This window comes from Pseudonocardia sp. ICBG1034 (assembly GCF_020131375.1).
Classification (GTDB): domain Bacteria; phylum Actinomycetota; class Actinomycetes; order Mycobacteriales; family Pseudonocardiaceae; genus Pseudonocardia; species Pseudonocardia alni.
The window spans coordinates 529,374-541,053 of sequence record NZ_JAHLEK010000015.1; the positions used below are offsets into that span (position 1 = coordinate 529,374).

The following is an 11,680-nucleotide window of genomic DNA, read 5'->3' on the forward strand; positions in this document are numbered from 1 at the left end:
GCGGTCCCCGGCCCGCGGACGGCTCCACCCGTCCGTCCCGGCCGCGTGCGCGCCCGGAGGACCGCACGGTGGCCCGCAGCTCCCTGGCGGGCCACCCCGGGTTCACCGAGATCTCGCCCGAGGTCGGGGTGCTCGACCCCGACGCGTTCGACGCCGCGCTCGCCGAGCGTCCCGACGAGACGCTGACGCTGCTCGTCGACATGGGCAAGGCCACCGACGAGAAGCTGCGGGCGGCGGCCCGCAGGCTCGCCGGCCGGGTCGTGCTGGAGATCGGCCGGTCCGGCCGGGTCACCCGGCGCGGGATCGGCAGGCTGCGTACGGTCCCGGCCGACCGCGGCGGTGACCTGGACCTGGACGCCTCGCTGGGCGCGGTCGCCGAGGCCCGCGCGGCGCGGCGCCCGGTCGGGCTCGACGAGCTGACCGCGCGCACCTGGGCGCGGCCCGCGCTCGCGTTGTGCCTGGTGGTGGACGCGTCCGGGTCGATGGGCGGGGACCGGCTCGCCGCGGCGGCGCTGACCGCCGCGGCCTGCGCGTTCCGGGCACCCGGTGACCACGCGGTGCTGTCGTTCGCCGCCGAGACCCGGGTCCTGCGCGACATCGGGTCCACCCGTCCGCCGTCGGCGGTCGTCGACCGGGTGCTGGGCCTGCGCGGGCACGGGGTGACCGCGCTGTCGGGTGCGTTGCGGGCGGCCACCGCGCAGCTGGAACGGACGCGCGCGGAGCGGCGGATCGTCGTGCTGCTCTCGGACTGCCGGGCCACCGACGACCACGACCCGGTCCCGGCGGCGCGGCAGGTCCCGGAGCTGCTGATCCTGGCCCCGGAGTCCGACCACGAGCAGGCGGCCGAGCTGGCCGCGCGCAGCAACGCGCGGTGGGCGCCGGTCGCCGGCCCGTCGGACGCACCGGGGGTGCTGCGGTCCCTCCTGGGTGGCTGAGCCCCGCCCGGGACTCAGCCGCCCGGCACGTTCCCGGCCCGGGAGACGACGAGCGCGGTCGTCACCAGCGACACCAGCGCCTGGACGAGCATCAGCATCGTCGCCCACCGGCTCAGCGGCATCACGTCGGTGGGGTTGAACGCGGTGGCGTCGGTGAACGACAGGTACAGGTAGCCGGCGGAGCGGGGCTCCCCGCCGGCGTCGTGCGGGTCGGTGCTCTGCATCTGCACGAACAGGAGGTCCGCGGTGGGACGGCGGCCGTGCGCCCGTGCCGCCGTCCCGCCGCGGTCGAGCTGCCGGTACCAGACCGCGAACGCGATGATGTCGGTCAGCCAGATCGCCGCCCCGCCGGCCGGCAGGGGGGCGGCCGAACCGCCGGAGGAGCCGTCGAGGATCGCGGTGACCAGCAGTCCCGCGGACACCGCGTTCGCGAGGCTCAGCAGCCCGACCAGGGTCGGGAACCGCACCGACAGGCCCGGGCCGTCGGGGACGTTCGGCGCGAGGGGATCGACCCGGTCAGGACCGGGCGTCGGCGCGACGTCGCGAGCCGGTGGCCCGCACGATCGCGGTGCGCCCGAGGACCAGGGTCAGCCCGACGGCGATCCCGCCGACGACGAGCAGCCAGGGCCGCGACTCCAGGTCGGTGGCGAGCCGGTCACCGGCCGCGTAGCCGATCCCGACGAGCACCGCGGCGCGCACCGCGGTGGTGGGGATGATCCAGGCCAGGAAGCGGCGGTAGCCGACCTTGGACAGCCCGGCGGCCAGGTAGGCCGGGATCGCGCCGATGTCGACGAGCTTGGCGCCGATGACGATCCGCGGCAGGTGCGTGTGGACCTCGCGGGTCAGCACCTCGCGGCGCTCCTCGGTCAGGCCCAGCCGGTTCAGCACGCGGGCGACGGCCGGCCGGTCGCCGTTGCGGCCCAGCGCGTAGAGCGCGGTGTCCCCGACGACGTCGGCGACCAGCGCGGCCAGCCACACCCCCCACCAGGGGAGCTGCCCGGCCCCGGCGAGCGCGGCGGCGGCGACCGTGACGATCGGACCCTCGAGGAACGCCCCGACCCCGATCACGAGGAGCGACCGGACGGGCGCAGCAGGGATCGCGGCCAGCAGTGCGGCCACGGTGTCCGCGAGTCCGAACACGAACGCCTCCCATCAGCTCCTACACCGAATGGTGCCCTGTGTGCCGCACCGGGCGGCGGGCGGCCCGTCGTCGTCGCACGACGCGGGGTCCTCGTCACCGGGTGTGACGGCGTCGTCGGGTGGCGGTGTCGAGTCCCGTGGCCGGGCCGGCCGCCGGGTCTCCCGGGGCGTCGTCGCCCGGCACATCGATCGTCCCACCGTCGACCGGGATCGGCAGGTCCGGAGGTCCCGCCACGGCCGTGAGCACGGCCACCGGTAGCACCGGTCCGGTGAGCGCGTCCCCCGTCCGGGTGGGCAGGTCGGGGCGGACGGCGGGTGGGCATCCGCTCGTCCGGCCGGGGGTCAGGTACCTCCGGGGCCCGTCGGATCCGGTGTGCTGTCGGTGAGACCGGTGCCGGGACCCGGGAGGAGCCGCTGCGGGCCGACGGAGAAGCCGACCGCGGCGCCGCCGCCGGGGCCGCGGTCGGCGACCGTCACGGTCCCGCCCCGCCCCGCCACCTCGACGACGTGGTCGGGGTCGGCGTCGAACGTCGCCGCGTTCTCCGGTCGTCGGCGTCCGCGTCGTGGCCCGTGACCCGGTCGGGGGTCTCGACGCGGGCGGTCGGCATGAGAACCGGTGCGCGGTCGCCGTCGGCGCGCAGCACGCGGCACACGCCGAGGCCGTCGAGGGCGGGCATCATCACGTCCAGGACGAGGGCGTCGACCGGACCGCGGCGCACCCGGGTGAGCACCTCGACGCCGTCGGCGACGAGGACCGTCTGCGGCACGGAACCGATGATGCCGCAACGGTCTCACCGGGAGGTCGTGATCCCGTAGCGCTGCACCCGCCGGTACGCCGTCGCGCGGCTGATGCCGAGCGTCTCCGCGGCCCGGGTGACGCTCATGCCGTGCTCGGTGAGGCAGCGGACCAGCTCGTCGCGCTCCAGCGACTCGATCCGGGTCAGCGCTCCGGATCGGGTGGCGAGCAGCTCCGGGGGCAGGTGCCGCACGTCGACGAGGCTGCTGCGGGCGGCGGCGTCGCGCACGGTGCGGCGCAGCTGCTCGACGTTTCCCGGCCAGGAGTAGGTGCGCAGCGCGCGGGCGGCGGTGTCGGTGAAGGTGACGCCGTCGCGGGCGAAGTGCGCGGCGAGCACCGGCACGTCCTCGGGACGGTGGCGCAGCGCCGGCACCTCGACGACGACGTCGAGCAGCCGTGACAGCGCGTCCGGTATCCCGTCGACATCGCCCGCGGTGACGCTCAGCGACGCCCGCGGCAGCGACCGGACCAGCGCCGCCAGCCGGGTCGCGACGGGCGCGGGCAGCTCGTGCACCCGTCCCGCGATGACCGCGGTGTCGTCCTTGCCCAGCTCCGGGGACCACAGCGACAGCCAGGACACCGCGTCCTCGGCGGCCGGCGGGCGGGCGTGCAGCACCCGGTGCCGCGGGCGGACGGTGCGCAGGGCCGCGGCGAGCAGCGCGGACTTGCCGGCGCCGGGCTCGCCGACCACCCCGACCCGGGCGCCGTCGCGCAGCGCGTCGCGGACCTCGTCGAGCGCGGCGGCCCAGGCCGGGCCGAGCGCCGCGGTCCCGCCGACGGGCTGCGGGGCGACCCGGAAGACCTCGCCGCGCGGCGCGCGCCGGGGACTCGCGCCGCGTCCGTGCGCGAGCATCAGCGCCGAGGTCTGCCCGGCGGCGGTGCGCGCCAGCGCGAGCAGCAGACCGTCGGAGCGCTGCGACCAGGTGGTGAGGTTGATGCTGCCGAGCAGCGACCCGTCGACGGGGTCGAGCACGGGGGCCGCCGCGCAGGTGTAGCCCCACAACCCGGTGCAGTAGTGCTCGTCGCCGCGGACCAGCGACGGGACCCGGTCGGCCAGGGCCAGGCCGAGCCCGGTGGTCCCCGCCTCCCGCTCGCCGAAGGCGAACCCGGGCGCGAGGTAGGTGCGGTCCAGCGCGTCGAGCAGGGCGCGCTCGTCGCAGAGCCGGGAGACGACGATGCCGTCGGCGTCGGTCAGCATCAGTGAGATCGGCTCGCCCGGCAGGCCCTCGTGCAGCCCGGCGAGCACCTCGCCGCCGCACCGGGCGAACAACGAGCCGTCGTCGACGGCGCCGGTGAACGCCGGGTCGACGGCCTCGGTGGGGGCGCCGTAGGTCTCGCTGCGCGCCCAGGACGCCGAGATCCGGGCCGGAGCCAGTGACTGCCCCATCGCGCGTACCTCCTCGTACCTGCTACCCACGACCGTGTCACATCGGCGACGCCGTCGCGACGCCGTCTCGTCTCAGGTTGAGACGGTGATCACGACCGCCGGGGTGCCGCCGTTCCTACCTTCGGCCCTCGACGCGGGATCCCCCACCGGCCCGCGCAGTCGCGGGGTGCCCACCACCTCGCCGCGACCTGAGAGGGACGACGATGTACTCGAAGAACGGTGAGTCCTACTTCATCGTGGACGCCCACGTGGCGCTCTGGGACGCACGCCCGGAGAACCAGCGCAACATCCACGGCAAGCAGTTCATCGACTGCTTCTACGACTACCACCGCAACCTGAGCCCCGAGTCCGAGGTCTGGTCCTACGAGGACTACCTCTACCAGGGCGGCGAGCGGCTGATGAAGGACCTGTTCACCGACGGCCACGTCGACCACGCGGTGTTCCAGCCCGCCTACCTGGGCGAGTTCTACGACAACGGGTTCGGCCAGACCGAGGAGGCCTTCGCCCTCGCCCAGGCCCACCCGGACAAGCTGACCTACAACCACCACTGGGACCCGCGCAACGGCGAGCAGGGCCTGCGGCAGCTGCGCGAGGACGCGAAGCGCTTCGGCCTGAAGGGCGCGAAGCTCTACACCGCGGAGTGGCACGGCGAGTCCCGCGGCTGGAAGCTCGACGACCACTGGTCCTACAAGTACCTCGAGGCGGCCCAGGAGCTGGGCATCCGCAACATCCACATCCACAAGGGCCCCACCATCCGCCCGCTGGACCGCGACGCGTTCGACGTCGCCGACGTGGACAAGGTCGCCACCGACTTCACCGACCTGAACTTCGTCGTCGAGCACTGCGGCCTGCCCCGCCTCGAGGACTTCTGCTGGATCGCCACCCAGGAGCCGAACGTGCACGCCGGCCTGGCCGTCGCGATGCCGTTCATCCACACCCGGCCCAAGTACTTCGGCCAGATCATCGGCGAGCTCCTGTACTGGCTGGGCGAGGACCGCATCCAGTTCTCCAGCGACTACGCGATCTGGACCCCGCGCTGGCTGGTCGAGCGCTTCGTCGACTTCGAGATCCCGGACGAGCTGTCCGAGTACGCGCCGCTGACCACCGCCCAGAAGAAGAAGATCCTGGGTCTCAACGCCGCGGCGATGTACGACATCGAGGTCCCCGCCGAGCTGCAGCTGCGCGACGAGACGCCGACCGAGGTCCCGGTGGCGTCGTGAGCGCCCCCGCCCTCGCCCGCACCTCGCGCACGGACCAGGCGTTCCGGGCGCTCGACGCCGTCGTCGACCCCGAGCTGGACGAGCCGATCACCGACCTGGAGTTCGTCCGTTCCCTCGACGTCGACGGCGACCGGGTCACCCTGCACCTGCGCCTGCCCACCGCGTTCTGCGCGCCGAACTTCGCCTACCTGATGTGCTCGGACGCGAAGGACGTGCTCACCGCACTGGACTGGACCGGCGAGGTCGTGGTGGAGCTCGACGACCACCACGACTCCGACCTCATCAACGCCGGGCTGGCCGCCGACGCCGGCTACAAGGGCACCTTCCGGCACGAGGCCGAGTCCGACCTCGACGAGCTGCGCGAGACCTTCCGGCGCAAGGCGCACACCGCCGCGATGGAGCGCTCGCTGACCGGGCTGCTGCGGGTCGACCCGGACCGGACGCCCGAGTCGCTGCACGGCGTCACGCTGGCCGACCTGCCCGCGGGCCCGGCCACCGACGCCCTGCTGCGCCGCCGCGCGGCGATCGGCCTGCCCACCGGCGGCGACCGGCCGGTCCTGGTCGGCCACGACGGCGTCCCGTACCCGGCCGAGCAGGTTCCGCTGAAGCTGCGGATGGCCCGCTCGGTGCGGATCTCCATCGAGGGCAACGCCCACTTCTGCCGCGGGCTCCTGAAGACCCGCTACCCCGAGTCCGTGAAGGGATCCGTGTCGTGAGAGCAGTACAGGTGGTCGGCTACCACCGGCCGATGGAGCTGACCGAGGTCCCGAAGCCGGAGGTCGTCGACCCGTTCGACGTCGTCGTCCGGATCGGCGGGGCCGGGGTCTGCCGCACCGACCTGCACGTCCTCGAGGGGCAGTGGGCGGAGAAGTCGCAGGTCGCGCTGCCCTACACGATCGGCCACGAGAACGCGGGCTGGGTCGAGTCCGTGGGGTCGGCCGTGACCCACGTCCGTGAGGGCGACGGCGTCATCCTGCATCCGCTCGCCACCTGCGGCCTGTGCCGCGCCTGCCGCTCCGGCGACGACGTGCACTGCACCGCCTCGGCGTTCCCGGGCATCGACACCCACGGCGGCTACGCCGAGTACCTGCGCACCTCGGCGCGCAGCGTGGTCAAGCTGGACCCGTCGCTGCAGCCCGCCGACGTCGCCGCCCTCGCCGACGCCGGCCTCACCGCCTACCACGCCGCGGCCAAGGCCGCACGCCGGCTGGGACCGCGCGACACCTGCGTCGTCATCGGGGCGGGCGGGCTCGGCCACATCGGCATCCAGGTGCTGAAGGCGCTGACCCCGGCCCGGCTGGTCGTGCTCGACCGCAACCCGGACGCGGTGAAGCTGGCGCTGGAGATCGGCGCCGACGACGGGATCGTCGCCGACGGCGGGCAGGTCGACGAGGTCCTGTCGCTCACCGGCGGGAACGGCGCCGAGGCCGTGATCGACTTCGTCGGCGAGGGCGGCTCCACCGCCCAGGGCCTGGCGATGACCCGGCGTGCGGGGGACTACCACGTGGTCGGCTACGGGGAGAACGTCGACGTCCCGACGATCGACCTGATCTCGGCCGAGGTGAACGTGGTCGGCAACCTGGTCGGGTCCTACAACGATCTCTGCGACCTGATGGAGCTGGCCGCCCGCGGCCGGGTCACCCTGCACACCAGCACCTACGCCCTGGACGACTTCCAGTCCGCGCTCGACGACCTCGACGCCGGGAAGGTCAGGGGCCGCGCCATCCTGGTGCCCTGACCTGCTGTTCCGATCGCGGTCCCGCTCACGACGGCCCGTACCGGCGACGCCCGGTGCGGGCCGTCGCGCGTTCCGCGGAACGCGGTCAGCGGGGGGCGCGGCCGTCGAGCCGGGCCTGCACGGCGGCGGTGATCCGGGTCAGCGCGGCCACGTCGTCGTCGGAGAGGGCGTCGAAGACCAGCTCCCGCACGGTCTCCACGTGCCCCGGCGCCGCGGCCTCGATCGCCGCCCGGCCCGCCGCGGTGAGCACGACGTAGTTGCCGCGGCCGTCGTCGTCGCACTCCTCGCGGGCGACCAGGCCGCGCTTCTGCATCCGGGCCAGGTGGTGGGAGAGCCTGCTCTTCTCCCACTCCAGCAGCGTCGCCAGCTCCAGCACCCGGCACCGCCCGTCGGGCCGGTCGGTCAGGGCCACCAGCACGTCGAAGTCGGTGAGCGAGAGCCCCGACCCGGTCTGCAGCCGCCGGTGCAGCTCGCCCTGCAGGCGGGCCTGCATCCGGAGCAGCCCTCGCCAGGCCACCTGCTCGCGCTCGTCCAGCCACCGTGTCACGGCACCATCGTAGCGGAATAGTTGACGCATCACCTATGTTGCTGCAGGATGTAGATGACGGATCAACCAACGGTCCGTCGACGAGCAGAGGAGGAAGCCGTGCAGTTCGGAGTCTTCACGGTCAGCGACGTCACGCCGGACCCGACGACCGGCCGCACGCCGACCGAGGCCCAGCGGATCCAGGACGTCCTGACCATCGCGAAGCACGCGGAGCAGGTCGGGCTCGACGTCTTCGCGATCGGCGAGCACCACAACCCGCCGTTCTTCTCCTCGTCGCCGACCACCACGCTCGGCTACCTCGCCGGCGTCACCGAGACCCTGCAGCTGTCCACCTCGACCACGCTGATCACCACGAACGACCCGGTGAAGATCGCCGAGGACTTCGCGATGCTGCAGCACGTGGCGGGCGGCCGCGTCGACCTCATGCTCGGCCGCGGCAACACCGGCCCGGTCTACCCGTGGTTCGGCCAGGACATCCGCCAGGGCCTGAACCTGGCGGTCGAGAACTACGCGCTGCTGCGCAAGCTGTGGGACACCGAGGTCGTCGACTGGGAGGGGCACTTCCGCACCCCGCTGCAGGGCTTCACCTCGACCCCGCGCCCGCTCGACGGCGTCGCGCCGTTCGTGTGGCACGGCTCGATCCGCAGCCCCGAGATCGCCGAGCAGGCCGCCTACTACGGCGACGGCTTCTTCCACAACCACATCTTCTGGCCGGCGTCGCACACGAAGCGGATGGTCGAGTTCTACCGCACGCGCTGGGAGCACCACGGTCACGGACCGGCCGACCGCGCGATCGTCGGCCTCGGTGGCCAGGTGTTCATGCGCCGCAACAGCCAGGACGCGGTGCGCGAGTTCCGGCCGTACTTCGACAACGCCCCGGTCTACGGGCACGGGCCCTCGCTGGAGGACTTCACCCGCGAGACCCCGCTGACCGTCGGCAGCCCGCAGCAGGTCATCGAGCGGACGCTCGGCTTCCGCGACTACGTCGGCGACTACCAGCGTCAGCTGTTCCTCATCGACCACGCGGGCCTGCCGCTGAAGACCGTGCTGGAGCAGCTCGACCTGCTGGGCGAGGAGGTCGTGCCGGTGCTGCGCCGCGAGTTCGCCGCGCTGCGCGCGCCGGGCGTCCCGGACGCGCCGACCCACGCCTCGCTGGTCGCCGCCCGCGACGCCGCGGGCACCGGCAGCACCGACAGCACCGGGACGCAGGAGAAGGAGGTCGCGTGATGACCACCCGCAGGATCGTCGTGCTCAGCGCCGGGCTGTCGACGCCGTCGTCGACCCGGCTGCTGGCCGACCGTCTCGCCGCCGCGGTCACGGCCGCACTGGCCGACCGGGGTGAGCGGGCCGAGGTGCAGGTCGTGGAGCTGCGCGAGCACGCCCGCGACCTGGCCGACCACCTGGTCGCCGGCTTCCCGAACACCGCGCTGGCGCCGGTGCTGGAGTCGGTGGCCGCCGCGGACGCCGTCGTCGCCGTGACGCCGATCTTCTCGGCGTCCTACAGCGGGCTGTTCAAGACCTTCGTCGACGTCCTGGACCGCGACGCGCTCACCGGCACCCCGGTGCTGCTCGCCGCGACCGGCGGCACGGCGCGGCACTCGCTGGCCCTGGAGCACGCGATGCGCCCGCTGTTCGCGTACCTGCGGGCCGCGACGGTCCCGACCGCGGTGTTCGCCGCGCCCGAGGACTGGGGCGCGACCGAGGTGGGCACCACACTGGAGGGCCGTGTCGGGCGCGCCGCGGGCGAGCTGGCCGACGCCGTCGCCGCCCGGCCGCCGGCCACCCGCACCGACCTGTTCGCCGACGTCCCCGACTTCACCGCACTGCTGAAGGGCTGACCACCATGACCGACACCGGCACCCCCACCGACACCGCCGCCCTCGACGCCGCCCGCGACCGGATCCGTTCCGCCCACCTGAAGCCGGCGGGGGAGCGGCCGGCCTCGACCGCCCGCGGCCTGCACCACACCGCCCTGGTGAGCTCGGACGTCGAGCGGACCGTGCGCTTCTACCAGGACGTGCTGGGCTTCCCGCTCACCGAGCTGATCGAGAACCGGGACTACCCGGGGTCCTCGCACTTCTTCTTCGACATCGGCAACGGGAACCTGCTCGCGTTCTTCGACTTCCCGGGCCTCGACGTCGGCCCCTACGCCGAGGTCCTCGGCGGGCTGCACCACATGGCGATCAGCGTCGAGCCGCAGCGGTGGGACGAGCTCGTCGCGCGGCTCACCGAGGCCGGGGTGGAGCACGAGGTGCACTCCGGTGTCTCGGTCTACTTCCGCGACCCCGACGGCGCCCGCATCGAGCTCATCGCCGACCCGCTGGGGGAGATGTACGGCCAGCACGTGCTGTGAGCGGGGTGTTCACCGGCGGACGCTGACGTGGACGTGGTCGAAGTGCCCGCCGGTGGCGTCCTCGGGGTCGTAGACGCCGCCGCCGTCGTAGGGCCGGCCCCAGTTCTCCCGGCCCTCCCCGGAGTCCCCGGTGCCGCGGTACCAGATCCGGCCCTGCCAGATCACGTAGCGGACCCGCAGCTCGGAGGCGTTGTCGCGCGCCCAGTTCGCGACCGCCCAGCCGTCCTCCAGGTCCTGCCCGGCGGGGAACTCGCCGTAGCGGGCGGGGAACGCGTCGCACGCCCGGCCCGCGGGGTGGTCGCTCGACGGGTTCCACGCGTGCTCCGACCAGCACGTGATCGCCCGCACCGGCGCCCCCGGGCCCGGCTCGCCGAACCGCCCGACGAGGGCGTCGTGCAGGCGCAGCGCGGACGGGGTGAGGCAGCCCGACGTCGTCGGGTCCGGCTGGTCGCACTGCTCCGGCGGGGGTGGGTCGACCAGGTCGCGCAGGTCGTCGGGGGTGAACCCGCGGCTTCCGGCGAACCAGGCCAGACCACCGACGAGCAGGGCCAGCACGAGGAGCACGCCCAGCACCGGGGCGACGCGGGTCTTCACGGGGTCTTCGTCCGTTCTGTCGGAGTGCCTCCCACGGTACGGCGATGAGTCCGGTGCCCGCCGACGGTCGACACCACGACACCGTTCGCGAGGAGGCACCCATGACCGTCGTGACCACGGATCTGCTCGACCGCCCGGACGCCCGCATCACCTTCGACGTCCGCGGCACCGGCCCGCTGCTGGTGCTCGTCGGCTCGCCGATGGGTGCCGAGGGCTTCGGCCCGCTCGCCGACGCGATGGCCGCCGACCACACCGTCGTCACGTTCGACCCGCGCGGCACCGGCCGCAGCCCCGCCGCCGACCCGGACGCCGACTCCACCGTCGCGGTGCGGGCGGCCGACCTCGCCGCGCTGCTCGAGCGCGTCGGCGGCGCCCCGGCCACCCTGTTCGGCTCCAGCGGCGGGGCGGTGGTGTCGCTGGCGCTGGCACAGGCGCGCCCCGAGCTGGTGGGGGTCGTCGTCGCACACGAACCGCCGCTGGAGGAGTTGCTGCCCGACGCGGCGGAGCACCGCGCGGCGACCGAGCAGATCATCGGCACCTACCGGGAGCAGGGCGCCGCCGCGGCCTGGGCGCTGTTCCTGGCGTCGGCCGGGCTGCCGGGCGCGGCACCCGGCGACGCCGCGCAGAACGCGGCCGACGGTGCCGGGCTCCCCGCGACCGACGGCGCCGCGACCGCGCAGCAGGCCGCCGACGAACGGCACTTCTTCCTGCACGAGATGCGCGAGACGGTCCGGTGGCGTCCGGACCCGCAGCGGCTGCGCGGGCGGCGGGTCGTCGTCGGCATCGGGTCCGCCTCGGCCGGGCAGATCTGCGACCGGACCTCCCGGGCGCTGGCCGCGGAGCTGGACCGGGACCCGGAGCCGTTCCCCGGCGGGCACGTCGGGTGGCTGGAGGACCCGGCCAGTTTCGTCGCCCGGCTGCGGGAGGTGCTGGCGCGCACCTGACAGCGGCCGCGCGGTTCGGCAGGATG

General features: G+C 74.3%; 14 protein-coding genes. 8 read left to right on the forward strand and 6 right to left on the reverse strand.

Going from position 1 to position 11,680, the window contains the following annotated elements:
* The first annotated feature begins 68 nt into the window (after positions 1 to 68).
* Entirely contained in the window at positions 69 to 935 is an 867-nt protein-coding gene (locus KPF22_RS04145) for a VWA domain-containing protein (RefSeq protein WP_224401281.1), read from the forward strand.
* 14 nt (positions 936 to 949) lie between these two features.
* On the opposite strand, the gene KPF22_RS04150 is transcribed toward KPF22_RS04145, so the two are convergent.
* The 4 genes from KPF22_RS04150 to KPF22_RS04165 form a co-directional block, all read right to left on the reverse strand.
* Complete coding sequence (locus tag KPF22_RS04150) at positions 950 to 1,402, reverse strand: hypothetical protein (RefSeq protein WP_224401282.1); 453 nt, start codon at positions 1,400 to 1,402, stop codon at positions 950 to 952.
* 49 nt (positions 1,403 to 1,451) lie between these two features.
* On the reverse strand, positions 1,452 to 2,075 hold the full coding sequence (locus tag KPF22_RS04155) for a DedA family protein (protein WP_208822936.1): 624 nt from the start codon (positions 2,073 to 2,075) through the stop codon (positions 1,452 to 1,454).
* Positions 2,076 to 2,548: 473 nt separating this feature from the next.
* Positions 2,549 to 2,842 (reverse strand): response regulator, encoded by a 294-nt coding sequence (locus KPF22_RS04160; RefSeq protein ID WP_374107451.1) that lies wholly within the window; start codon positions 2,840 to 2,842, stop codon positions 2,549 to 2,551.
* A 24-nt stretch (positions 2,843 to 2,866) separates the two neighbouring features.
* Positions 2,867 to 4,258, reverse strand: a complete 1,392-nt coding sequence (locus KPF22_RS04165) for a helix-turn-helix domain-containing protein (RefSeq protein ID WP_224401283.1) — start codon at positions 4,256 to 4,258, stop codon at positions 2,867 to 2,869.
* A gap of 203 nt (positions 4,259 to 4,461) precedes the next feature.
* On the opposite strand from KPF22_RS04165, the gene KPF22_RS04170 reads away from it, so the two are divergent.
* Genes KPF22_RS04170 through KPF22_RS04180 form a run of 3 tightly spaced genes read left to right on the forward strand, consistent with a single transcriptional unit; the run spans position 4,462 to position 7,216 of the window.
* The gene (locus KPF22_RS04170; protein WP_178375780.1) at positions 4,462 to 5,478 is read left to right on the forward strand and encodes an amidohydrolase family protein; all 1,017 of its coding nucleotides are present in this window, start codon (positions 4,462 to 4,464) and stop codon (positions 5,476 to 5,478) included.
* On the forward strand, positions 5,475 to 6,194 hold the full coding sequence (locus KPF22_RS04175) for an iron-sulfur cluster assembly protein (RefSeq protein WP_224401284.1): 720 nt from the start codon (positions 5,475 to 5,477) through the stop codon (positions 6,192 to 6,194). Before KPF22_RS04170 ends, KPF22_RS04175 begins: the two co-directional genes overlap by 4 nt.
* Positions 6,191 to 7,216 (forward strand): NAD(P)-dependent alcohol dehydrogenase, encoded by a 1,026-nt coding sequence (locus tag KPF22_RS04180; protein ID WP_208822929.1) that lies wholly within the window; start codon positions 6,191 to 6,193, stop codon positions 7,214 to 7,216. Before KPF22_RS04175 ends, KPF22_RS04180 begins: the two co-directional genes overlap by 4 nt.
* Before the next feature lie 85 nt (positions 7,217 to 7,301).
* On the opposite strand, the gene KPF22_RS04185 is transcribed toward KPF22_RS04180, so the two are convergent.
* Positions 7,302 to 7,763 carry a MarR family winged helix-turn-helix transcriptional regulator gene (locus KPF22_RS04185; protein ID WP_224401285.1) on the reverse strand — a complete coding sequence of 154 codons (462 nt, stop codon included), beginning with the start codon at positions 7,761 to 7,763 and terminating at the stop codon, positions 7,302 to 7,304.
* A 99-nt stretch (positions 7,764 to 7,862) separates the two neighbouring features.
* On the opposite strand from KPF22_RS04185, the gene KPF22_RS04190 reads away from it, so the two are divergent.
* Genes KPF22_RS04190 through KPF22_RS04200 form a run of 3 tightly spaced genes read left to right on the forward strand, consistent with a single transcriptional unit; the run spans position 7,863 to position 10,116 of the window.
* Entirely contained in the window at positions 7,863 to 8,990 is a 1,128-nt protein-coding gene (locus KPF22_RS04190) for an LLM class flavin-dependent oxidoreductase (protein WP_208822925.1), read from the forward strand.
* Positions 8,990 to 9,601: a CE1759 family FMN reductase gene (locus tag KPF22_RS04195; protein ID WP_224401286.1), complete on the forward strand. Its 612-nt coding sequence runs from the start codon at positions 8,990 to 8,992 to the stop codon at positions 9,599 to 9,601. Before KPF22_RS04190 ends, KPF22_RS04195 begins: the two co-directional genes overlap by 1 nt.
* 5 nt (positions 9,602 to 9,606) lie before the next feature.
* The gene (locus KPF22_RS04200) at positions 9,607 to 10,116 is read left to right on the forward strand and encodes a VOC family protein (protein WP_178372930.1); all 510 of its coding nucleotides are present in this window, start codon (positions 9,607 to 9,609) and stop codon (positions 10,114 to 10,116) included.
* Positions 10,117 to 10,125: 9 nt separating this feature from the next.
* On the opposite strand, the gene KPF22_RS04205 is transcribed toward KPF22_RS04200, so the two are convergent.
* Positions 10,126 to 10,710 carry a hypothetical protein gene (locus tag KPF22_RS04205; RefSeq protein ID WP_224401287.1) on the reverse strand — a complete coding sequence of 195 codons (585 nt, stop codon included), beginning with the start codon at positions 10,708 to 10,710 and terminating at the stop codon, positions 10,126 to 10,128.
* 101 nt (positions 10,711 to 10,811) lie between these two features.
* On the opposite strand from KPF22_RS04205, the gene KPF22_RS04210 reads away from it, so the two are divergent.
* Complete coding sequence (locus KPF22_RS04210) at positions 10,812 to 11,654, forward strand: alpha/beta fold hydrolase (RefSeq protein WP_224401288.1); 843 nt, start codon at positions 10,812 to 10,814, stop codon at positions 11,652 to 11,654.
* Positions 11,655 to 11,680: the final 26 nt, after the last annotated feature.